Source organism: Flavobacterium sp., from assembly GCF_027490375.1.
Taxonomy (GTDB): domain Bacteria; phylum Bacteroidota; class Bacteroidia; order Flavobacteriales; family Flavobacteriaceae; genus Flavobacterium.
This window is the reverse complement of sequence record NZ_JAIXYH010000047.1, coordinates 43,080-65,912: the sequence shown is the minus strand read 5'-3', so window position 1 is coordinate 65,912 and position 22,833 is coordinate 43,080. Positions and strand designations below refer to the sequence as shown.

The 22,833-nt window shown below is 41.1% G+C and carries 18 protein-coding genes; 9 read left to right on the top strand and 9 right to left on the bottom strand.

Annotation, left to right across the window (positions count from 1 at the left end):
* The first annotated feature begins 170 nt into the window (after window positions 1-170).
* Together Q0064_RS05745 and Q0064_RS05740 are read left to right on the top strand one after the other, a co-directional pair.
* On the top strand, window positions 171-1,067 hold the full coding sequence (locus Q0064_RS05745) for a glycosyltransferase (RefSeq protein ID WP_298145627.1): 897 nt from the start codon (window positions 171-173) through the stop codon (window positions 1,065-1,067).
* Window positions 1,064-2,590: a hypothetical protein gene (locus tag Q0064_RS05740; protein WP_298145625.1), complete on the top strand. Its 1,527-nt coding sequence runs from the start codon at window positions 1,064-1,066 to the stop codon at window positions 2,588-2,590. Before Q0064_RS05745 ends, Q0064_RS05740 begins: the two co-directional genes overlap by 4 nt.
* On the opposite strand, the gene Q0064_RS05735 is transcribed toward Q0064_RS05740, so the two are convergent.
* Genes Q0064_RS05735 through Q0064_RS05725 form a run of 3 tightly spaced genes read right to left on the bottom strand, consistent with a single transcriptional unit; the run spans window position 2,548 to window position 5,823 of the window.
* Window positions 2,548-3,789, bottom strand: a complete 1,242-nt coding sequence (locus Q0064_RS05735) for a hypothetical protein (RefSeq protein ID WP_298145623.1) — start codon at window positions 3,787-3,789, stop codon at window positions 2,548-2,550. The two genes, Q0064_RS05740 and Q0064_RS05735, sit on opposite strands and share 43 nt — an antisense overlap.
* Window positions 3,779-4,888 (bottom strand): DegT/DnrJ/EryC1/StrS family aminotransferase, encoded by a 1,110-nt coding sequence (locus Q0064_RS05730; RefSeq protein WP_298145621.1) that lies wholly within the window; start codon window positions 4,886-4,888, stop codon window positions 3,779-3,781. Before Q0064_RS05730 ends, Q0064_RS05735 begins: the two co-directional genes overlap by 11 nt.
* 2 nt (window positions 4,889-4,890) lie before the next feature.
* Complete coding sequence (locus Q0064_RS05725; protein WP_298145619.1) at window positions 4,891-5,823, bottom strand: GNAT family N-acetyltransferase; 933 nt, start codon at window positions 5,821-5,823, stop codon at window positions 4,891-4,893.
* Window positions 5,824-5,884: 61 nt separating this feature from the next.
* On the opposite strand from Q0064_RS05725, the gene Q0064_RS05720 reads away from it, so the two are divergent.
* Window positions 5,885-7,696 carry a gliding motility-associated C-terminal domain-containing protein gene (locus Q0064_RS05720; protein ID WP_298145617.1) on the top strand — a complete coding sequence of 604 codons (1,812 nt, stop codon included), beginning with the start codon at window positions 5,885-5,887 and terminating at the stop codon, window positions 7,694-7,696.
* A gap of 2 nt (window positions 7,697-7,698) precedes the next feature.
* On the opposite strand, the gene Q0064_RS05715 is transcribed toward Q0064_RS05720, so the two are convergent.
* Window positions 7,699-8,340: a hypothetical protein gene (locus Q0064_RS05715; RefSeq protein WP_298145614.1), complete on the bottom strand. Its 642-nt coding sequence runs from the start codon at window positions 8,338-8,340 to the stop codon at window positions 7,699-7,701.
* A gap of 59 nt (window positions 8,341-8,399) precedes the next feature.
* Window positions 8,400-10,274: an alpha-amylase family protein gene (locus Q0064_RS05710; RefSeq protein WP_298145611.1), complete on the bottom strand. Its 1,875-nt coding sequence runs from the start codon at window positions 10,272-10,274 to the stop codon at window positions 8,400-8,402.
* A gap of 128 nt (window positions 10,275-10,402) precedes the next feature.
* Between Q0064_RS05710 and Q0064_RS05705 the strand changes: the two genes are divergently transcribed.
* The 6 genes from Q0064_RS05705 (at window position 10,403) to Q0064_RS05680 (ending at window position 19,287) form a co-directional block, all read left to right on the top strand.
* The gene (locus tag Q0064_RS05705) at window positions 10,403-12,031 is read left to right on the top strand and encodes an OstA-like protein (RefSeq protein WP_298145609.1); all 1,629 of its coding nucleotides are present in this window, start codon (window positions 10,403-10,405) and stop codon (window positions 12,029-12,031) included.
* 1 nt (window position 12,032) lies between these two features.
* Window positions 12,033-13,226 (top strand): aspartate aminotransferase family protein, encoded by a 1,194-nt coding sequence (locus tag Q0064_RS05700; RefSeq protein ID WP_298145606.1) that lies wholly within the window; start codon window positions 12,033-12,035, stop codon window positions 13,224-13,226.
* Window positions 13,227-13,400: 174 nt separating this feature from the next.
* Window positions 13,401-14,804, top strand: a complete 1,404-nt coding sequence (locus tag Q0064_RS05695; protein WP_298145604.1) for a tetratricopeptide repeat protein — start codon at window positions 13,401-13,403, stop codon at window positions 14,802-14,804.
* Window position 14,805: 1 nt separating this feature from the next.
* A complete protein-coding gene (gene aroE / locus Q0064_RS05690) occupies window positions 14,806-15,558 on the top strand; it encodes a shikimate dehydrogenase (protein WP_298145602.1) in 753 nt (250 codons plus the stop codon).
* A gap of 111 nt (window positions 15,559-15,669) precedes the next feature.
* Window positions 15,670-17,859, top strand: a complete 2,190-nt coding sequence (locus Q0064_RS05685) for a DUF349 domain-containing protein (protein ID WP_298145599.1) — start codon at window positions 15,670-15,672, stop codon at window positions 17,857-17,859.
* 915 nt (window positions 17,860-18,774) lie between these two features.
* The gene (locus tag Q0064_RS05680) at window positions 18,775-19,287 is read left to right on the top strand and encodes a thermonuclease family protein (RefSeq protein WP_298145597.1); all 513 of its coding nucleotides are present in this window, start codon (window positions 18,775-18,777) and stop codon (window positions 19,285-19,287) included.
* A 22-nt stretch (window positions 19,288-19,309) separates the two neighbouring features.
* Here Q0064_RS05680 and Q0064_RS05675 read toward each other — a convergent pair whose 3' ends face one another.
* The 4 genes from Q0064_RS05675 to Q0064_RS05660 form a co-directional block, all read right to left on the bottom strand.
* Entirely contained in the window at window positions 19,310-19,912 is a 603-nt protein-coding gene (locus Q0064_RS05675; RefSeq protein ID WP_298145595.1) for a hypothetical protein, read from the bottom strand.
* Window positions 19,913-20,016: 104 nt separating this feature from the next.
* Window positions 20,017-20,574 carry a GNAT family protein gene (locus tag Q0064_RS05670; protein WP_298145592.1) on the bottom strand — a complete coding sequence of 186 codons (558 nt, stop codon included), beginning with the start codon at window positions 20,572-20,574 and terminating at the stop codon, window positions 20,017-20,019.
* Between the two features lie 124 nt (window positions 20,575-20,698).
* Entirely contained in the window at window positions 20,699-21,172 is a 474-nt protein-coding gene (locus Q0064_RS05665) for a DUF1572 family protein (RefSeq protein ID WP_298145587.1), read from the bottom strand.
* Between the two features lie 1,044 nt (window positions 21,173-22,216).
* Window positions 22,217-22,816: a ferritin-like domain-containing protein gene (locus tag Q0064_RS05660; RefSeq protein ID WP_298145584.1), complete on the bottom strand. Its 600-nt coding sequence runs from the start codon at window positions 22,814-22,816 to the stop codon at window positions 22,217-22,219.
* Between the last annotated feature and the right edge of the window lie 17 nt (window positions 22,817-22,833).

Genomic DNA, 22,833 nt, shown 5'->3' with positions numbered 1-22,833 from the left:
GGTCGTAAATTTAGACAAATACCGAATCAAATTCGAAATTATTGCCCATTCAGAGCGATTTTACACAGTATAATCTTTACCTAACGGCTCATTTCTGGAAATCGCGTATTTGTAGTGGCGAGTTTCGTATTTTAGGCGTCGAATTTTCGGAAAACCACTAATTAATCACTGTGACTACAGCCGAACCACTTGTTAGCGTAATTTGCCTGTGTTACAATCACGAAAAGTTTGTGCGCGAAGCGCTTTTGTCGGTTTTAAAGCAAACGTACACTTCCGTGGAAATACTTGTAGTAAACGATGCCAGTTCCGACGGTTCGCAGCAAATCATCGAAAAACTGCAGCTTGAATATCCGCAGATTAAAATCATTCACAACAAGCAAAATCTGGGAATAACCGCTTCGTTTAATAAAGCGTTTGCCGTTTCTAAAGGCAAGTTTATTCTCGATTTTGCAACAGACGATGTATTGCTTCCGAACGCCCTTGCCGTATTAGTCGCTGAGGCAAAAAAGCACGAAGCTGCGGTTGTTTACGCGAATTCCGAACGTATTTCAGAATCGGGCGCGCATCTCGGCTATTTCTTTGCTGTCGATGAGAATAAACGCAGTCTACAAAAAATACCGCGCGGTTTGATTTACGAAGCGATTGTAAATTCAGGCGAAATTGTAAACCCGGTTGCTTTGTTGGTTTCGAGAAATATCCACTTGGAATTGGGTGGGTACAACGACAGTTTAGCTTACGAAGATCTCGACTTTTGGTTACGAGCTTCGCGTGAATATCCGTTTTTTTATATCGACCAAACGCTGTCGCAGAAACGCTATTTGGAAGACTCGTTGGGCTATGCGTACAAGGAAAAATCGGTTTTGGGCCGACGCATAAACGCTTCGACTTTTAAAACCTTATGGATGGCTTTCACGCAGTTAAATCGAAGCAAAACCGAACATCGGGCGCTGCTCAAACGCGTCCACTACGAAATGGGCGTGGTTTTTCGAAATAGAAATCTGCGTTTGTGGATTCCCTATGTATTCTTCAAAATAGCGATTCATCTTAAAATTCTGATTTCGAAATGATTACGACGATTATTCGAAAACCGAATTTCATTTGGAAAGTCCTTCTCTTCTTGCTGATTTTGGCGCGCTTCGCTTTTGTTGGCAAAGGATTTTTCGCTTTTCCCGACGAATGGCGCTTTACCGAATCGGTCGAAGCTGTAAAAGCGCTCGTTTCCTTTGACACTACCGACTTCTGGCAACACATTTTTAAAACGCAAGGTCGACCTGCCGATGCGTTTTTAAAACTCATTCCTGCAGCGGTAATTTACTGCGCGCATCATTTTTTTGGAACGCTGCTGTACAGTGAATTCGCGGCTTCCGTGATGTTTCTGTTCAACTTCAGCATCTATTTGCTGCTGCTGCGCACATATTTTAATCTATTCAAAACCTTGCTCAATAACGAACATTTGGCTTGGTTTGGAGTTGTCATATACTCGTGTCTGACTTTATCGTTTATTTCGTTGCGACACAGCGATCCGTACGACAGTTCACAATTGTTTTTTGTTTGGATTTTGGTGCAAATTTGCCGATCGAATTTCACACTAAAATCGGCTTTTCACTACGGATTTGTCGCGTTTTTCGCCTATCTCGTTTATCCCGGAAACATTTTGCTGTATGGCATCATCGCTGTTTTTTACGGATTTACTGTATACCGAAAACTTAATTTCAAAACAGCTTTTTTCCATGTATCCACCTACGGATTAGGCAGCCTTTCCTTGCTTTTATTAACTGAATTAGCGTCGCGCTTTTGCGGTATGTCGTTTCTAAGAGAATCGCTTTGGCTTTCCACATCAATTCTTCAAGGAAGTTTTTCAGAAGCCTACACCTTCATTTTCAAGTACTTTCTCGAAGTCGAATCGGTTTTGGGAATTGCGTTACTTATGGGTTTCTTCTGCGGAAGCATCGTGCTGTTAATCAAACAAATACCCATCTTACACAAAGAAAAAATACTTGCTTTATTGCTCATTTCAGTTGCGTTCTTTCTCTTCTACGCAAGTGCCAGCTTCTTCCTAGAAAAAGTAGTTTGGTATGCGCGACTCCTGAAACAATTCGTACCGATTTTACTCGTTGTAGCCTTGCTCCCATTGAGTTTGCTTTCCAAAAAATGGCAGAACAGCTCACTGACTTTTTTTTCACTACTTGCCCTAATTTCGTTTGCACTTTCGTGGAAGGAATATCGTACCGTAAACTATCCGCGCGACCTACTATTTGCACAACTGCAACAACACGGCAAAACTGCCATACAAACAACTACGGAATTTAAAAACTTCATTCCGTTTTACGCACAACAACCCACTAAAAACGCAAGCTATACGTTAGTGAATTTTGGAATTGTTTTTCCGTACCGAGAACTCAGCGATTACCGCGTTTACCGTCCTAAAAGCAATGAAACTTTAGTTTTAGATGTTCCGGATTGCACGGCTTTCAAAGCCTATCAATTTGAAGGTTACAATATGGAAGAGCGCGCAAACATTGATAAGCAAACGCCTCGTTTAAAAATTTATCGCTTGAATTTGGAAGCGAAAAAAGCTACTGCTAAATAAACAATATTGGAAAGTACATAAATCCACGCTACGGCAGTCGTTGCACTTTCGTGGAGAAGATAAAAACCCAACAAAAGTGTGGCATACGAAACGAACTCGCAAAGAATGAACGACTTCCATTGATGTTGCGCCAAGAGTACAAAGCCAAAGAAAACGGCTAGAGCGCGAATAACGTCGCCAAGAAGTTGAATTGGAAATAAAGATTGTGCCACTAGATAGTCGGCCGAATACAGCGCCGGAATCAAAAAACTACTCGATATAGCCAAGATTAAAGCACCGACGAAAAACGGCAGAAATCCGATTTTTAAAAACCGAACAAAAACTGCGTTTGTAGATTTTAAAGCAATCGATTCGGAAATTTTGGGAAAGAAATACAAACTCACAAATCCGATAAAAACTAGGGCTACTTGCGACGATAATCGGTAGGCAGCTTCCCAATTTGCAGCAAAATCGGTACTTGTCGTACTAACAAGCTCATTTCGAATGTATAAAAACGAAACCGCCGGAAGTACGGTTGAAACAACGCCAGTCAGTCCGAACTGCACTAATTTTAAAGCCGTTTCAGAATGAAAGCGAAAATTCACATCTAAAAACAAGCGATTTGCATTAAAAACAGTGAGCACAAATTGCAAAACAATAGCGGCAATTGTTGCATACAACGCATATTCTAAGTCATAATAAATAAGCGCTGCTGCAATGCAAAGTGTACTAATTACGGTTACGTACACATTCAGCATCAACACTTTCGAATAAATCTGTAAACCGTTATAAATATTAATTATAGCAAGCGAAATTCCGTTGAGAGGAAGCAGTAACGCCAGCAGTACCACTAAGGTCGATCCGTTGGAATAGCTTCCAAAAAACCAGGTAGCCAAAGTTGCGTGGAAAATCATAACCACTACCGAAAGCACCAAACTTATTACTGCTATCGAACTAAAAATTGTTCCGAACAAAAATTTCGAATGTTCGTTTTTGGGTGTAGAAGCCGTAAGCGTAACGATTCCCGATTGCATACCACCTGTTGAAGCAACTTCGGCTAAAGACAACACATTACGCAAATTTCCAAAAACCAATAATCCCTGCTGACCGGCAAAAACAGCAACTAATTTATTGAGAAGTACCGACGAAAGAAAACGCAACCCGATAAAAACCAAGTGCAAAAAGCCAACTTTTAGGATACCTTGATTTTTACTGTTCATATCGGTTTAGCGTTTCGATGATGTATGCAACTTCCTCGTCGCTTAAGAGTTGGTGTAACGGTATGGAAACGACTTCGCGATGTATGCGTTCGGTAATCGGTAAATTGCAATGCGCAAACTCGGGCATAGCTTTTTGTTGATGTGGCGCAATTGGATAATGAATCAAGGTTCCAATGCCGTTCACCTTCAAATAGTTTATGAAATGCTCGCGATTTTCAACCCGAATCACAAACAAATGCCACACGTTATTGGTTGAAGATCGTAAGGGCAAAATCAGATTTGGATTTGAAATTTCGTTCAAAAACCGATCTGCAATAACCTGTCTTTGCTGATTATCGGCATCTAATCGGTGTAATTTCACACGTAAAAAAGCCGCTTGAATTTCGTCTAAGCGAGAGTTAAAACCGTTTATTTCGCAGCTGTATTTCTGCTCCGATCCGTAATTACGCAATTTCCGAATAACCGTTGCTAATTCGAGATCGGATGTGGTTACCGCACCCGCATCGCCCAACGCTCCCAAATTTTTCCCTGGATAAAAGCTAAAGCCCGCTGCATGTCCGTAGCTACCGGCTCTTTTAGACAAATCGTTTACAAATGCGCCCTGAGCTTGTGCCGCATCTTCAATAAAAAGCAAATCGTGTTGTTGGCAAAATGCTTCAAGTTTTTGCGTATCGGCTAAACGTCCGTACAAATGTACTGCCAACAAGGCTTTTGTTCTTGGAGTCATTTCAGATTCCAGTCGGCGTGCATCAATATTGTAGGTTTCTAATTCTGGTTCGCATAAAACGGGCACTAAACCGGCATGCTGAATGGCTAAAATACCCGCGATGTAGGTATTTGCTGGAACTAAAACTTCATCGCCAACCGCTAATCTGCCGAGCAATTTATAGCCTTCAAAAATTAATCGAAGTGCTTCTAAGCCATTTGCTACACCAATAGCTACTGTGGTTCCGCAGTATTGGGCAAATTCTGTTTCAAATCGCTCAACTTCTTCTCCTAAAATAAACCATCCTTTTTCGATTACGCGCTGCGCAGCCTGCTGTAATTCTGGCTGATAACTTTCGGTAATGCGCTGTAAATCAAGAAAAGGAATCTTCATAATCAGATAGTTAATCGATAAAACCGCTGGCAATAAGTTTGTGCACCAAAGCTTTCCTTCCACGCAATCAAACCGCTGTTTAAATACATACCGTCGCGTTCAGTGGAAATCCCAAAGCTAAAGAACTTTTTATCTTTAAATTCAAGAATGATTTGAGCAAACAAACGATCAAATGCTCCTTTAATTTCTCGATCTTTTCGCATTGCAATGTACTGTGCATGAACCGTTTGCTTCGTAACAAAAAGAACGGTTCCTCCTAACAACTGCTGATTTAAAGACACCGTGTATAAAATGATGTTCTCGGGAAATCGCTGCTGCAAAAGTGTGATCTCTGCCGCGGTATGCACTGGCTCAATACCGTGTCGTTGCTGTAAAACAGGAATTAAAACGTCATTCCAAAAAGTTATTAAATCGGTCTTATTTGAAATTTGCAAATCTGATTGAGCTGCTGCTTTTAAATGGCGCTTTCGCAAGTCGGAAAATGCAATCGGAAAACTGTAATCAATCGCACTCAAAGCATCGTTTCTATACAATTGTACTCCTTTTTGAAACAAACTGTATTCCCAGTGGTTTGCTGGCTTTTGGTTATAAATTTCAGGAATGAGTTTGCAAGAAATTTCGCTGATTCCTGCACTTTCGTAGAAGGAAATGAGTGCTTCTAAAATATCGTTCGACGTTTGCTGACTCATTTTATCATAAATCAAACCGCCGTACGACAAGCCTGCATGTGAGCTAATTTTATTATGAGAAACTGTTGCAGGAAAGACAGCTATCAGTTGATTTTTTTTAAAAATCAAGACTGAAAAATCCTGAAAACGATCGGCGTGATAATCCATAAAATCGCGCTCAAATAAAAAAGTTCCGTTGCACGAATTGCGCACGAAAGCATCCCAAATTGGACGTAAATCAGGCTGATATCGTATTAAATTTAGCACAACTTCTTTTTATCGGCGTGAAAAGTACGTAATTTCGAAACGAGTTTAAAAAGTTTCGGTCTTGAAAAAAAACTGCCGCTATTTTCTTTTCCTTCTTTTACCGCTACTTGGCGTGTTACAGCTGGCAAATGCGCAACAAATTTCGTTGTATCAGCAGTATAATGGCCGATACGGTTTTACCTTTTGCGGAAACACATTAAATCTAACTGAAAACAATAATTTACCCGGTGTCGATCCACCTCCTTGTTTAATACTAACGGAATCGTCGCAAGAATTAGTATTGCAAGACGGAGATAATATTGTAGCAGCTTACTTATATTGGGCAGGAAGTGGCACTGGCGACTTTGAGGTAAGCCTCAACAACACTATCATTAACGCGGAACGTACTTTTAGCGCGGTTGGAAACAATGGAGCCGCGTACTTTGCCGCTTTCGCAGATGTTACCACACAAGTTATCAATGAAACGGCAACAACTTACACTTTAAGTGGATTAGATCTTACCGAGGTAATTCCGAATTATTGTTCGTTTGGAGGAAATTTTGGCGGCTGGGCCATCGTTGTTGTGGTTCAAAACGACTCGCTACCGCAATGTCAGCTCAACGTTTACGACGGTATGCAACGTATTCCAGGATCGGTAAATATTTTGCTAACTAACTTAAATGTTGTTAGTGGTATCGATTCGCAAATTGGTTTTTTAGCTTGGGAAGGAGATAAAAATATTGCTGTTGGTGAATCGCTTACTATAAATGCCATTACAGTACAAAATGCGCTAAATCCTCAAACAAACGCTTTTAATGGAACCAATTCGTTTACGGGCAGCAGCACGCTTTACAACATGGATCTCGATGTTTATGATTTAGAAGGTTTTGTAAATCCAGGTGACACGGAGGCAGAAATTTCCCTATCCAGTAGTCAAGATTTTGTGATGTTGAATTGTGTGGTTACGAAGCTCATCAACGAATTGCCAGATGCCACAGTTCAAATAATGGACTACGAAGTAAGCTGCAATATTCGAACGCTCGACATCACGTATCAAGTTAGCAATTTAAACAGCACAGCAACGTTGCCAGCAGGCGTAATTGTATTGTTTAGAGCAAATGGTTCGGTGATTGGAAGCACAGTCACTACAGTGCCAATTCCGGTAGCGGGATCTATATTAGGCACCATTACCTTGGAAGTCTCTTCCCTATTACCGAACCCAGTAAGTATCGAATTAGTGGTTGATCAGAACGAGCTTGGGCAAACGTTTGTTCAGGAACTCAACGAAAACAACAACACGTACGTGGAAGAAATATGGTTTCCAAAAAGTCCGAATTTCAACAACGTTTCAAACGCAATATCTTGTAATGTCGGTAATGGCAGCGGATTTTTCGACTTTTCGTATGCGCGCACGGAGGCGAAAGTAAACGAAGAAGACGAAGTTTCGCTTTTTTACAGCTACGAAGATGCTCTCGCGGGAACGAACGAAATTGCTGTCGGAAACGAGTCGATTTTAAGCAATGGAAGTCCGACAACCATTTATGTACGCATTCGCAATGCCGCTGGCTGCGAGACGTTTACCTCATTTAATCTTACTACGCAGCGATGCAAACCAAAAGTTTACAATTTAGTTGCCACAGACGAAGACGGATTTTACGACGAATTGATTATAGATGGTTTAGAGAATATCTTTGAATACGATCTCTTTATTTACAATCGATACGGCAGGAAAGTTTGGTCGGGCAATTGGAGAACAGGAATTTGGCGTGGAAAAAGCAATGTCCAAGCTTGGCAGTCCGACGAATTACCTGAGGGAACCTATTATTACGTTTTGCATTTGAATGCTGAAGAATTTCCGGAGCCTTTAACCGGTTTCATTCATTTGACTCGTTAAGCTTATTCTCGAATCAAAACCATCGTAGCCGTATCGCCTGAATTCATGTCCCAAAATGCGTTGGCCAGCACATTTCCAGCTTTATCCACAATTTCGTACTGCGCGGTATTTGGTCCGCTGTCTCCTTCGTTGATCACCTTAAAATCGATGTAATTGTAGCCTTTATCGAGCTGTAATTCAATACCTTGAAAACCGCCGGTAAGTGTGAGTCTGTTGGCAATTAAAGTTTCGTTCCAAGTAATTCGAATTTGATCTCCGTCGATGGCCTGAGAATCTCTGCAGCGAATGTAAACACTTTTGGTTTTTACTTTTATAGTTCCCAGTGACTGCTTTTTCCGCTGTGGCTTAATCTTATTAAGTTCGCCTTCAAACACTTTTGTAAACTCGCGCGAATTACTCATAAACTCGTTAGAAGGAGTCAAACTCAAAGGTTTTTCCTCGACAATAGGTTTATTGCTTTCAGGTTTTAAAACTTCTGGTAGTATCGTACTTTTCTCCTTTTCGTCTGGTTTTTGAAATTCCTTCGGCGCCGCTTTTGGCGTTACGGGTGCTATTCCTACCGAACGTTTTCCCGTATCAAATTGTGCAAAAACACCACCCGATAGCAAAACAAAAAGTGCGATATATAATTTACCAAACTTCATACTACAAATTTAGCGCATCCACGCCAAGTTCAGTGTAAACTAACGTTTTGTTAGCAGTTTTATTTCTGTACTTCCAAAATTACTGACTCTGATGGCGCCAATTTTAGCTTTACAAAACCCTTGCCATTTTTAATTTCTAGCGTAGAAGTATGATTGCCGTACAGCTTTTCTTTCAAAGGATATGAACCATCCTTGAATTTCCAAGTCTTAATCAAGGCTTCAGGAACTTCCAAGGTAAAATCGGCTTCGCTTACCCATGAGAAATTTGTTACAATAATTAATTTTTGCTTAGCAGAATATCGTGCAAACGAATACAAACCGGGCTTATACTGCTCGCCTTGCTTTCTGTTTTCTGTTTGCAATTCCACGAAAGTGCCCGTCATGGCGTCGGCTTCCAAGGTAAAGTTGAGCAATCTCTTGTAAAAATCGCGAAGTTTTTTCTCCGAATCGCTCAATGCACCGCCGTCGAAACGTCCGCTGTTCATCCAACGTTGGTGACTCGGCACTCCAGCGTAATCAAAAATCGTTGTACGCGTCGGCTTTCCAAATCCCGAATCTAAATCGCCGCGCTCCCCTACTTCCTGACCAAAGTAAATCATCGTTGGCGAACTACTGATCGTGGCAGAAAGTACCATCAAAGGCATTCCTTTTTCTGGAGTTCCAGCGAAAGCATCCGAAGCCAAACGCTGCTCATCGTGATTGTCGAGGAAGTGAAGTAAATGATGTTCGATATCTTGAAAACGATTCTGAATATCGGTTACCGGATCAGGTAAACTTTTGCCTTGAATGACTTCTTTTAATTTGTCGTATAAATCAACTTTATCGTACAAATAATCCATTTTCCCCAATTTGATGTAATTGCGGTATTCGTTCGGATTGTAAACTTCTGCCAATAAAAAGGCATCCGGATTCTTCATTTTAATGGAGGAATTCATAAAACTCCAAAACTCATAAGGAACCATTTCGGCCATATCGTAACGAAATCCATCTACGCCTTTAGCAATCCAATACAAGGCAATGTCTCTAAATTTAATCCACGAAGAAGGTACCGACTTATCTTTCCAAAATTCGAAATGAGCTTTGTAATCTTTGGCGTCGTATCCTGCCGGCAATTCTGGGAAATCTTTACTTCCATCGGGACGAATACCGTAATTGATTTTAACTGTTTCGTACCAGTCGTTGATGTCTGGCTGCGCTAATCGGCTGCCATTTCCCGTCCATTTTGCGGGAACTTCATCAAAAAAACCATCTGAACCAGGAGCAGGATCGCCTCCTAATGGTTTGTAATCCGGGCTGTACGGAACTTTAAACGACGAATTTGGAATGTAATAGAAGTTATTATCACGGGCATATTCCACGGAAGTGTCGTCATCCGCACCAAAATCGCGAACTCCCGGCGGATTACTTTTCCCTTCGTAACGGCGCGCCACGTGATTAGGCACGATATCGATCAATAACTTTAAGCCTGCTTTATGTGTTCGAGCAATTAAAGCTTCAAATTCAGCCAAACGATTGGCCGGATCAACAGCCAAATCCGGATTCACGTTGTAGTAATCCTTAACCGCGTATGGTGAACCGGCACGACCTTTAACCACATCCGGATCGTCGTTGGAAATTCCGTATTTAGAGTAATCGCCAACTAAGGCATGATGCGGTACGCCAGTGTACCAAATATGAGTGACGCCTAATTTCTTTATTTCATCGAGAGCAGCTTCGGTAAAATCAGCAAACTTACCTACTCCATTTTCCTCTTTAGTTCCCCAGGGTTTATTGGTCTGATTCGTATTTCCGAATAATCGGGTAAAGACTTGATAAACAACTTTTTTCTGAACTTTCTCTGACACTTTCTTATCTTTTTTTGATTGAGCATTAACCGACTGTGCACTGATTCCGACTAGTGCAGCCAATACCAAAAGCTTGATTGTTTGTTTCATAACTAACTTTCTTTCGCTGCTAATGTCGCAATATTTGGTATTAGCACATAGCCTCTTTGGCAAAAATTTTTGTTAAGCCAACTGCCACCTCTCTGCAAAGCACTATTTTTGCGGCAAATTACAAGTCATTGAAATATTCAATTCTATTCCTTTTTCTGCTTTTTTCGTTTTGCAATTTTGAAGTAAACGCGCAAAACAAACCCATAGTGGTAGAAAATGCCGATAATTTCGATGTAGATGAACTGCAAATGCCCGATGCCGTTTTACTCACGGGCAATGTACTCGTGCGCCACGAAGGAGCTACGTTGCGCTGCAATAAGGCGTACTTTTTCAAGAAAGAAAACTACATTAAAGCATTTGGTGCTGTTGTTTTAAATCAAGGTGATACGCTGCATTTAAATAGTGATTATGCCGAATATGCTGGAAATTTAAAACAAGCATTTGCAACCGGAAACCCCATACTGCGTTCGCCAGAATTTACACTCACTACCGATACGATTAATTTCGATCGGAACATTCAGCAAGCGTACTACAAAAATTACGGGAAAATCGTTAATAAAGAAACTACACTTACCAGTAAATCAGGACGTTACTTTGCAAATGAAAAGAAATTTCGCTTCCTCACAGCCGTAACGGTAACCAATCCAAAAGTGGTTATAAAAAGTAATCATTTGGATTATTACTTTAATTCCGGACATTCTTATCTGCTTGGCGCATCGACCGTTACTAGCAAAGAAGATTTCATTTACACCGAAAAAGGATTTTACGACACTAAAAAAAACATAGCGCATTTCCTCCGAAAGTCATATATCAAATATAGAGACCGCAAAATCGACGGTGATTCGCTGTATTACGATAAAAATCGGGAATTTGCATCGGCTTCACATTACGTAAAAATTACCGATACGATCAATAAAGGTGTGGTACGCGGACATTACGCCGAGCTGTATAAAGCCAAAGATTCGATGTTTGTGACGAGAAAAGCGGTGGCAGTTTCGTTGATGGAAAACGACAGTGTGTACATTCACGGCACGCGATTAATGCTCACCGGAAAACCCGAAAACCGAATTATTCGTGCGTTTAAAAATGCGCGCTTTTTCAAATCGGACATGAACGGAAAATGCGACTCCATTCATTCTTCCACGAAAGTGGGACTCACCAAACTAATCGGCCGACCCATTATTTGGAACAAAAAAAATCAAGTAACTGGAGATGTTATTCATCTGATTGCCGATTTAGAAACTGAAAAAATCGATTCGCTGAAGGTGCTTAACAATGCCTTTATTATTTCGAAAGACACGATTGGAACCGGCTATAATCAAGTCAAAGGCTTGAATCTGTACGGAAAATTCAAAGACGACAAACTGAATGATGTGACTTTAGTCAAAAACACGGAAATCCTGTATTTCATGCGCGACGACAAAGACGAACTCATCGGAATTAACAAGAGCGTAAGTTCAAAGATAAATTTGATTTTGGAAGATTCGAAAATTGAAACGATTACGCAGTACGACCGACCAGAAGGCCAAATGTATCCCGAAAAAGAACTTCCCGAAAATGCACGCCGACTGCGAGGATTTATTTGGAGAGAAGACGAAATGATTAAAAATAAAGACGATGTTTTTCCTGAAGACGAGCTCAAATGGGACGAAATTGCTAGGAAGTACCGCGAAAAAGCAGAGAAATTGGCCGACAAGCCCATAGCCGTTCGAAAGGAAACCAGCGAGTACGATAAAAACGTGAAGAAAGGAAAATAAAATGCTGACGGATTTTTTTAAATATCAAGCCCAAACTACGCCACATCCGCTGGGAATGGAGGTTTCGCATGCCAAAGGAAGCTATATCTACGACATCCACGGACAAGCATACCTCGATTTTGTTGCAGGAGTTTCGGCAACTTCGGTCGGTCATTGCCATCCGTACTTAAACGACGCCATTAAGAAACAACTCGATTTGTACAGCCACGTTATGGTTTATGGCGAATTTGCGCAACATCCGGCTGTTGAATATTGCAAACAATTACAGAAGTATTTACCGGCTCCGCTAGAGAAAATTTATTTGGTTAATTCCGGAACCGAAGCTACTGAAGGAGCATTGAAATTAGCGCGCCGAATTACCGGTAGATCGGAACTGATTTCGTGCCATAACGCCTACCACGGAAATACTATGGGCTCGTTGAGCGTGATGGGTTACGAAGAACGCAAACAGGTTTTTCGTCCGTTAATTCCTGACGTGCGTTTTATTACATTCAATAATTTAACTGATTTAGAGCGCATTACTAAGAAAACCGCTGGTGTAATTGTGGAAAGCATACAAGGTGGCGCGGGCTTTATTCAACCTGAAAACGAGTATTTAATCAAGTTGAGTAAGCGTTGTAAAGAAGTGGGTGCAGTTTTAATTATAGACGAAATACAGCCAGGTTTTGGAAGAACGGGAACCTTTTTCGGTTTTGAAAATTTTGGAATTGTTCCCGATATCGTTATTGTGGGAAAAGGAATGTCGGGCGGTATGCCGGTGGGTGCCTTTATCGCTTCCGCAGAACACATGGATTTATTGCAAGATCAACCCAAACTTGGACACATAACCACTTTTGGCGGACATCCCGTTATTGCTGCCGCAGCTTTGGCTACGCTAGAAATTATCGAGCAAGAAAACTTAATGCCGCTCGCTTTGGAAAAAGAAGCCTTGTTTCGCAAATTGCTTGTTCATCCGCTGATCAAAGAAGTGCGTGGTCGTGGATTAATGTTGGCTGCCATGACGAGCGATGCTGCAATAACCAACGAAGTAGTTTTGCGCTGTTACCGCCGTGGACTCATTTTGTTTTGGCTCCTATTCGAAGGAAAAGCCGTTCGAATAACTCCGCCGCTCACCATTAGTTTCGAAGAAATTGAAGCCGGCTGCGCCATTTTGCTGGAAATTTTCGACGAATTGCTGTCAGAAGGTCATGTTTAATACCTCCTTGCGCCATAAGTAACAACAATTTGCGTTTTAGTAAAGAAGAAGTTAGCCCTTTGCTAATTGGTACGCCTTTTGTTAATTAAATTGTTCACAAGAATCGTGTAACCGAGCAGTTAGGCGGCAAAGTGCTTTCTAATTTTAAATAGCCGAATTCTAAATCCCAGAGTTATGCAATTAAGCAGCGAAGAAGAAGACTACAACCTGTCGTTATCGAAGTTTGAATCGATGCTGAAAACAAACAAAGTTTTGTTTTTCGACAGTGAGGAATTTGAAGACATAGTGCTTCACTACCTCGACATGGGAAAACTCAGCCTGGCTAAAAAAGCGCTGAAATTAGCACTTGAACAACATCCGAAATCCACAGGATTAAAGTTTGTTCAAGTGGAAATGCTCATTTACGACGACAAGCTCGATCAGGCCGAAAAGCTGTTGAACGAGTTGTACGCCATTGAACCTACCAACGAAGAAATTTTCATTCAAAAAGCAAGCATATATAGTAAACGCGACAATCATGACATGGCTGTCGAGATGCTAAAAACTGCTTTAGAATACACCGACGACCTTGCCGATGTGTACAATTTACTCGGTATGGAATATCTTTTTATGGATAATTTGGAACTCGCTAAAGAGAATTTCATCCGCTGTTTGGAAGAAGATATCGAAGATCAAGGCGCCTTGTACAACATCGTGTACTGTTTCGAATTCTTGGATCAGCACGAAGATGCCGTTATTTTCCTAAATTCCTACATCGATAAAAATCCGTACAGCGAAATTGCATGGCACCAACTCGGTCGGATTCTGTATGGCTTGAAACGCTACGAAGAAGCATTGCGCGCCTTTGATTATGCAACCTTAATCGACGAAGAATTTGTAGGTGCATACATGGAGAAAGCGAAATCGCTCGAACGCCTAAAACGCTACGACGAAGCCATCGAAGGCTATAAAAAAACACTCGAACTCGACGACGCAACTTCATATGCCCTTTTGCGCATCGGGAAATGTTACGAACGGAAAGGCGATTCGGCTACAGCCTTGAAATACTACAACCGAACTGTGCATGAAGATCCGCAACTCGACAAAGCTTGGATTGCCATCACCGATTTGTACCTCAATGCCATAAATTACCGCAAAGCATTGTATTTCGTAAATAAAGCGTTGGAAATCGATAACGAGAACTTTCGTTACTGGAAACGCTACGCTACCATAAATCGCGCGTTGAATTTCTTTGAAGAAGCTGAAATGGGCTACAGAAAAGCAGTTGAATACGGCGACGACGAATTAGATACTTGGATTTATTGGGTAGATGTGCTGCAATTTCTAGGCGAATTCGAAAATTGCGTAGATGCTCTATTGCAAGCCAAAGAATTCTATCCCGAAGCACCAGAAATTCTATATCGTTTGGCTGGTTTGTATTTGAGTTTTGATGAAGAAGAAGTTGGTTTAGAATTGTTGGAAGGCGCCTTGGAGCGCGATGCCGAAATGATCACGCTATTCACCGATTATTACCCAACAGCTTGCACCAACAAACGCGTTCGAAAACTTATTGCCAAATACACTAAAACCGATTTATAAATTGAAAATCATTGGTTTAATTGGTTCGAAACTCGGACACTCATTTTCGCAGTCGTATTTTCAAAACAAGTTCGAACAACTGCAAATAGACGATTGGAAATACCTCAATTTTGAGTTAGCATCGATTTCAGAAATTGAACAACTTAAAGCCGATGAATCAGTCATTGGTTTTAACGTGACATTTCCCTACAAAAAAGAGATTTTGCCGTACTTGAGTACGCTGTCGGATACTGCCAAAAGTGCGCAAGCAGTTAATACCGTTTTCATCGATGCAAACAGGCAATTGCACGGTTTTAATACCGACGTTTTTGGATTTTTAAAAAGTGTAAAAAACTGGACCGGCACTTCCGTGGAAAATGCACTTATTTTAGGAACGGGCGGCGCGGCGCAAGCGGTTCGAACTGCGCTCGACAACTTGGAAATCAACAGCGCTTTTGTGAGTCGTGATCCGCATTTCAATTTGATGTATCATGAAATTACACGCGAAATAGTCGAAAATACACAACTGATCATCAATTGCACACCGCTGGGTACTTTCCCTAATGTTTCCGAAATGCCGGATTTTCCAATCGATTTTTTGAATGAAAATCATTTCGTGTACGATTTGGTGTACAATCCCGAGAAATCACTTTTCCTAACGAAAGCCGAGCAGCAAGGCGCGAAAATCAAAAACGGACGGGAAATGCTCGAACTTCAAGCCGAAAAATCGTGGCAAATTTGGACTACCCTACTCGCCCAATCTTCGCTGTTGTAACCGATACAAATTAAAAAATCGACAGTAACGCGTTAAATCAGCTATTTTCTTTGTTTTTACTGCTGCCTTTACTACCTTTCGCCCGTAGTAAAAACTGTAAACATTCTTAAAATGTTAGAAGAAAAACACGATAACCTGTCAGCAGCTGAAAACACGACAGAAGGAAATCCATCAGTAGAAGCAAATACTGAAGAAACGCTGCAAACATCTGAAAACGAATCTACTGAAGTAGTTCAAGCAGAACCAGAAGCGGTAGTTGAACACGTAGTCGCGGACAACGCAACAACTCCAGAAGAACCAACTGCGGTTGCAGAAGAAGTTGTGGAAGAATCTATTTCACCAGAAGCGGAAACAGAAACCGCTGCCGAAGTCGAGCTTGTTGAAGCAGTAGCGGAAACCGCTGTAGAAACCGTTGAACTCAGCGAAGAAGCACTTGCCGACGAGCAACCAATTTTAGAAGAACCACAAGTTTTTGCAGGTGACGAGGCCATCACGCACATAGAGGAACAAAATGCAATTGCGGCCGAAGAACACGAACGCGAAACCAGCATTGAATTACCTGCAATTGACTACGAAACGCTCGACCTCGACCGACTAAATCAGCATTTAGAGCGTTTGGTAAACAGCGAACAAGTAGTTGCGATAAAAGAACACGTAGAATTGATTAAATCGGCTTTTCTAAGCAAATTCAATCATTTACTCGACGAAAAGAAACAGCAATTCCACGACGATCCTGAAAACGAAGGTCAGGAATTTCAATACCACCATCCGGCGAAAGCCAAATTCGACGAACTGTTTAATGCATTTCGCGATTTAAGAAATCAGCATTTCAAACGCCAGGAAAACATTCTAAAAGCCAACTTAGCTTTGCGTTTGGCGATTGTCGAAGAATTAAAAAACTTGCACAATCCGCAGGAAGACATCAAAGACGTTTTGAAGCACTTCAATGAATTGCGCGATCGTTGGAAAAATGCCGGACCTATTCCGCGCGACAAGTACAACCACGTTTGGAACAGCTATCACTTTCATTTAGAGAAGTTTTACGATATTCTCCACTTGGATCGTGAAGCGCGCGACTTTGATTTCAAACACAATTTAGAACTCAAGCAAAACATCATCAATCGGGTGAAAGTTCTGGTTGAAGAAAAAGATATCAATGCCGCTTTGCGCGAATTGCAAGATTTGCACCGAATTTGGAAAGAAGATATCGGACCCGTTTCTAAAGAACACCGCGAACGCATTTGGAACGAATTCAGCGAATTATCGCGTCAGATTCACAACAAGCGCGAACAATTGCAGGAACAAATTCGCGAACGTGAACAAAACAACTTGCGTTTAAAAGAAACGATAATTCAGCAAATTGAAAGCATTATTGCACAGCCTGCATCGAACCACAACGCGTGGCAAGAACAAGTAAAACAAGTTGAAGCACTGCGCGAAGAATTCTTCAAAGTAGGGAAAGTTCCGAGTGAAATCAGCGAGCAAGTTTGGGCTAAGTTTAAAGATATTGCACGCCAATTTAATGTTGGTAAAAACACGTTTTACAAGTCGATTAAACGCGAACAGCAAACCAACATGGATCGCAAACGCGCGTTAGTTGATAAAGCTAACGAATTAAAAGACAGCGATAATTTCAGAGAAACCACCGAAATTCTGAAGCAAATTCAAGAAGAATGGAAAACAATCGGGCACGTTCCGAAGAAATTTTCGGACCAGATTTGGAAAGAGTTTAGAGCGGCGTGCAACCACTATTTTGAGCGTTTAAAGGCGGCTCGTTCGGAAGTAAATCAGGAAGAAACCGAGGCATACGAACGCAAAAAGGCCTTTTTGGAAGACATCAAATCTTTTGAAATGACCGGCGTTCACAAAACCGATTTAGACAATATCAAAGCTAAAATCGAAGAATGGAAAACCTTGGGAAAAGTTGGACCGAACAAACGATACATCGACGGGAAATTCAACAAAGTACTCGACGGATTGTTTGAGCAATTGAGTTTGAGTAAAAAAGACTCAGAAATGATGCGTTTCAACAACCGTATGGGTCAGCTTACCGAAAGCAACGACTCGCGCAGAATTGATCAGGAACGTATTTTCTTGCAGCGCAAAATCGAGGAAGTTCAGGCGGAGATTAATCAGTTAGAGAATAATATTTTGTTCTTTTCTACAGCGAAGAATGCTAAAAAAGAGAACAGTATGGTAACCGAAGTCCGCAAGAGCATTGAACGCCATAAAGAAGAATTGGCCGTTTTGAAAGAGAAACTCAAGCAAGTACGACAGCTGTCTGAAAAGCCAGCCAATTAATAGAAAGCGCCTCCACTTGGGGGCGTTTTCTTTGAAGATTTTGAGATTGAGAGATTGGTCTTCGACAACCTCAGGCACCCACGATACGTGCGTTGGGTTGGGCAAAACGATACGTATAGTGGCGAACGTCGCGGAGTCTAGCTTCTAGCTTCTATCCCGATGGCTATCGGGACTAGCTTCCCAAAAAATGATACGTATAGTGGTGAACGTAACGAAGTCTTAATACTCAAATCTTAATACAAAAATCTCCATTAGCCTTCGACAGGCTCAGGCACCAACGAATTGTGGGTTCAGTTGGGTAAAGCGATACGTATAGTGGCGAACGCCGCGGAGTCTATTTTCTAGCTTCTAGCTTCCCAAAAAATGATACGTATAGTGGTGAACGTAACGAAGTCTTAATACTCACGTCTTAATACAAAAATCTCCATTAGCCTTCGACAAGCTCAGGTACCGGCGATGATTGGGTTAGGGTGGGAAAACGATACGTTTAGTGGTGAAATTATCGATTCCGACAGCTATCGGGACAAACGTCTCCAAAAACGTAACGTAGACTGTGAATTCATCTTATTTTCTGGTAACGATTTTCGCAGCCCGGATAGAGGCGGCATCCTTTTTGTGGCGCGAAGCAGAACAAAAAGATACAGCCGAAAGCCGGAAGAGCTGCCCAAAAAATAACAAGTAAATCTTTTATTTGGGCGGCATTTCGCGCTGTTCGTTTCAATAAACGCTTGCAGCAGCAGTTTCGGCTATTTTTCGCCCAGCTTCCGTTGGTCGCTAGCTAAAAATGCCTCCACAAGCCACTGCCACGCATTTATTTTCACTGCTATCGCGGCCGCGGGCAAACGTTTCCTAGAAAATCGTTCGCAAAATGCAGTACTTTGCAACGCAACTGCTCTAAAAATCGAATTCAAACTAATGCGAAAAAAACTGTACGTACTTTGCTTACTTTCTGTATTGATTGGTTACGCTACCGACAGCTCGGAAGACGCTCGTTCAATTAAAAACTTAACAACAAAAACGAGAAGTTATAAAGTGATTGGTATTAAAGACGGCGACACTTTTGTGGTTTTAATGAACGGCCGCGCACAAGTGGTACGACTCGAACACATTGACTGCCCTGAGAAAAAACAGGCGTTTGGAACCAAAGCAAAACAATTTGCATCGAATTTGTGCTACGGAAAATTTGTGCAGTTACAGTCGAAAAATAAATACGACCGCTACAAACGTTTAATTGCCGAAGTGATTTTACCTAACGGCTTGAATGTTAATAAAGCTTTGGTGAAAAATGGTCTGGCTTGGCATTACAAAAAACACTCGAAAAGCAGTGAATATGCGCAATTGGAACACAGTGCTCGGCAGCAAAGGCGTGGTGTTTGGAGTGATCCGAATCCTGTAGCACCTTGGGAATGGCGAAAGCGAAGGAGGTAAAGTGTGTTGTGAAAAAGTAGAATTACTTGATTTCAAATTGTTTTACCATCCAATGTTGCGAGTGATTTTTTAGTAAATCAGCTTTCAGATTTAACTCTTTAGAATCCATGTATTTATACACCTTTAAAGGTATTGAATTTGGAAAAAGTTGCAAGCCTTTAGAAATTACCTCAGCAGCTTCTGCAAATTGACGATTAGAATTTAATGCCTCAGCTTTGTAGATAAAAACTATAGTTGGAACAGTACCGTAGATGCTGATTATTTCCTTTTCTAAGTCGTTTATGATATCAACTTGAAATCTAGAATCTGGCTCTTTTCCTGCAGCTGCTGTTTCTGAAATATGATTTTGGTATGCAAAAAACATATTAAAGATTGATTTGTTCTTTGAATTTGGATTATTGTAAAACTCATTTATTTTTCGAGAGGTTTCGGTTTTTAATGCTCCGTCGTCTGCCTGCAAACAGTCGTTATAAAATGCCTCAAGAAGGTTATAAACTTCTCGATCTTTTTTGTCGATTACAGTATTTTTCCTCAATTCGACAAGATATTTGGCATATTTATCCGAATACTGTGCAAACAAATTTGACGACGCAAGAATTAGTAAGACAAGCAACCATTTTTTCATAACTCCATTGCAATTAAACGCATTTTAACGTTAAAGATACATGTTTTAATTACTCAAGATTAAGTTAAATAACTTTTGATGCAAAAAAAACATGTATGTTGCAGCTACTCAAAATATTCCCTTCTTAACAACGAAAACGCGATAGAATCTTCATAGCCATCGCCCACCGCGTAATGATCGCGTAGCACACCTTCTTTTATAAAATTCTGACTTTCAATTATTTTCAAGGACGCGACGTTTTCACTTCCCACTAAGGCTTCTATTCGGTTTAACTGCAATGTATGAAAACCGTAGTGAATTATCGCTGCAACGGCTTCCGACATGAGTCCTTTTTGTTTAAAACGCTCGTCGGACATGCTGTATCCAATTTCTGCGCGCTTGTGTTCTTTATTCCAGTTGTGCAGTCCACAGCGACCAATAACCTGCTGTGTTGGTTTGTCGCACAGCAAAAACATGAGAAAACTTCTGTTGTAGGTAGCGTAACCGTTTTGGTGTTTAGAGAGCTCACTTTGGAAGTCGGCTTCGTTTCGATGGCCGAGTACTTTCATGATGTCGGATTTCTCGAATTTTTCGAAAATGTATGAGATTTCTTCTACAGAATAACCGATTAGGTTCATTCTTGGCGTTTCGATAAGAATGGGATTGGGCTGTTTTAGTTGCATTTGCTGTTAATGAGCGTGTTTGATGGAACAATACTTACACGATGAAACGAATGTAACTCAAATTTAGAAAAATCGGATACCGTTTACAGTCATTTGTATTACAATACGTTACAGCTGTGATTTCTTATTGGTTTTGATCTTGGATAATCAGCTTTTTCAACAACGAAATCTGTCCTAAATGATAGTAACTGTGTTCAATTTGTGCTTCGATATTTCGGTGATAGCTGCCGTATTCTTCTTTCACAAAGGCTTGATTTAATGTAGTTTCGTCGAGTGCTTGCACATGCTGAATAAACTTTTCGGCGTTGCTTAAAAACTCTTGAACCAATTGATTCCAGTGGTTTTCACTGCTAATTTCTGGCATGTCGAAGCTGTATTTATCTTTAATGTCAAGAATTCCACCATTAAAAACTTGATTTAAACCTTTGAGATAGTAATTAATATGAAAGGTAAGCAGCGCAATTGTATTGAGATTACCAACTTTTTGTGTGGCTTGTTGCCAAGTAACGCTGGTAATTTGTTCTTTAAAATTAGTATTGGCAATCCACCTGCCGTTGAGTAATACTTCTTGGAGTCGGTTAGCGAGATCTGTGTTCATGGTTTTGATACTAAGTAAAAATAAAGCTATAAAATTCGGGTAGTTTAACTGAATTTTACGCGCATATGGATTAAAGATTTTAAAAATTCTTCTTGGTGAATTTACAGGCTGAACCTTTGACATGCGCAAGCCGTTTCTTTTTTTCGCACACAGAAACCACTGAAACCGGCAGAAATTAGTAGCATGTTTGGGCTGGTAAGGAAAACACAGAACGTGTTAAGTCGAAAAAAAATTGCACTGGCCTTCGACAGGCTCAGGCACCGACGATACGCGGGTCTGTTTGGGAAAATGAAACGTCAAGTGGTGAACGTCACAAAGTCTTAATACTCAAATCTCCATTAGCCTTCGACAAGCTCACTTACCAGCTTTTATAGCGCACAGAAAACACCGAAGTTCACAGATTATTTCGAAATATAGAACCGTTGAGGAAAACACAGAACGTGTCAAGCCACCAATAAATCGCACCAGCCTTCGACAAGCTCAGGCACCGACGATACGTAGATAAGGTTGGGAAGATGATACGTAAATTGGTGAAATCATCAAAATCTTAATACTCAAATTTCAGTACCTAATACTCTAATCTCAATCCTCCATTCCGCTTTGCGACCTTTGCGTAAATCTTCGCGTCCTTTGCGGTTAACCCCTTCATTACGCTGCCTTCGACCCGCTCAGGTACCAGCTTTTATAGCGCACAGAAAACACCGAAGTTCACAGATTATTTCGAAATATAGAACCGTTGAAGAAAACACAGAACGTGTCAAGCCACCAAAAAATTGCACTGGCCTTCGACAAGCTCAGGCAACGACGATACGTGGCTTCAGTAGGACAAAACGATACGTAAAGTGGTGAATTTATCGATTCCGATAGCTATCGGAACTAGCTTCTCGAAAAAGACACGTAAAATGGCGAACGTCACGATCCCGATGGCTATCGGGACTAGCTTCTCCAAAAAGAGTTGTGATAAACGCCAACAGGCGCCCCAATGTTTAAAAACACTGAAGTACCTGTTATACGAATAAAACGAAAACTCTTGAATTTAAATTTTTAGGCTTCGCTTTCTGCTGCTTCGATGTTAACGGCAGTTACCGCAATCTGTGTCAGTTTTTCATCCGCAGCTTTTTCTTCGTCGAGCGTGGTTTGCAATAATTTTGCAGCTGCTGTTAGTCCAAGGGTTTCGGCAAATTGGCGTAAAGTTCCGTAGGTGGCAATTTCGTAATGCTCGACTTTTTGTCCGGCAGATATAATGCCTGCGTCACGCATAGCGCCGGCTTCGCATTCTTCCATAATCTCCTCGCCTTCTTGCAACAAACCCGACATTGCCTCGCATTTCTTGGCAACTGCTTTTTTTCCGAGCAGCTCAAATACTTGTTCGACACGGCTAACTTGCTCTTCGGTTTCGGTTAAATGCGCGGTAAGTGCGTCGACGAGTTCTGTTGATGTCGCGTTTTTAATCAATTTTGGAAGCGCCTTTGTAAGTGCTTTCTCCGCCCAATAAATGTCTTTTAACTCATCTTCGAACAACTCTAGTAATTGCGACGATTTCATCCCGCGATTGGCGGTTCCTTTCTGGCTTCCTTCGGCACTGCTCGATTTTGAACTGTTGCTTTTTTGGTTGCCACCTGTGTTTGATTTTGAATGATCCATTGTAAACTATTTAAAAA

Bases quoted from the DNA above. Each gene is read 5' to 3' on its own strand.
- Q0064_RS05740 (WP_298145625.1), top strand. From the start codon at position 1,064: ATGATTACGACGATTATTCGAAAACCGAATTTCATTTGGAAAGTCCTT.
- Q0064_RS05695 (WP_298145604.1), top strand. From the start codon at position 13,401: ATGCAATTAAGCAGCGAAGAAGAAGACTACAACCTGTCGTTATCGAAG.
- Q0064_RS05680 (WP_298145597.1), top strand. From the start codon at position 18,775: ATGCGAAAAAAACTGTACGTACTTTGCTTACTTTCTGTATTGATTGGT.
- Q0064_RS05675 (WP_298145595.1), bottom strand. From the start codon at position 19,912: ATGAAAAAATGGTTGCTTGTCTTACTAATTCTTGCGTCGTCAAATTTG.
- Q0064_RS05660 (WP_298145584.1), bottom strand. From the start codon at position 22,816: ATGGATCATTCAAAATCAAACACAGGTGGCAACCAAAAAAGCAACAGT.
- Q0064_RS05715 (WP_298145614.1), bottom strand. From the start codon at position 8,340: ATGAAGTTTGGTAAATTATATATCGCACTTTTTGTTTTGCTATCGGGT.
- Q0064_RS05710 (WP_298145611.1), bottom strand. From the start codon at position 10,274: ATGAAACAAACAATCAAGCTTTTGGTATTGGCTGCACTAGTCGGAATC.
- Q0064_RS05665 (WP_298145587.1), bottom strand. From the start codon at position 21,172: ATGAACACAGATCTCGCTAACCGACTCCAAGAAGTATTACTCAACGGC.
- Q0064_RS05670 (WP_298145592.1), bottom strand. From the start codon at position 20,574: ATGCAACTAAAACAGCCCAATCCCATTCTTATCGAAACGCCAAGAATG.
- Q0064_RS05700 (WP_298145606.1), top strand. From the start codon at position 12,033: ATGCTGACGGATTTTTTTAAATATCAAGCCCAAACTACGCCACATCCG.
- Q0064_RS05685 (WP_298145599.1), top strand. From the start codon at position 15,670: ATGTTAGAAGAAAAACACGATAACCTGTCAGCAGCTGAAAACACGACA.
- Q0064_RS05735 (WP_298145623.1), bottom strand. From the start codon at position 3,789: ATGAACAGTAAAAATCAAGGTATCCTAAAAGTTGGCTTTTTGCACTTG.
- Q0064_RS05730 (WP_298145621.1), bottom strand. From the start codon at position 4,888: ATGAAGATTCCTTTTCTTGATTTACAGCGCATTACCGAAAGTTATCAG.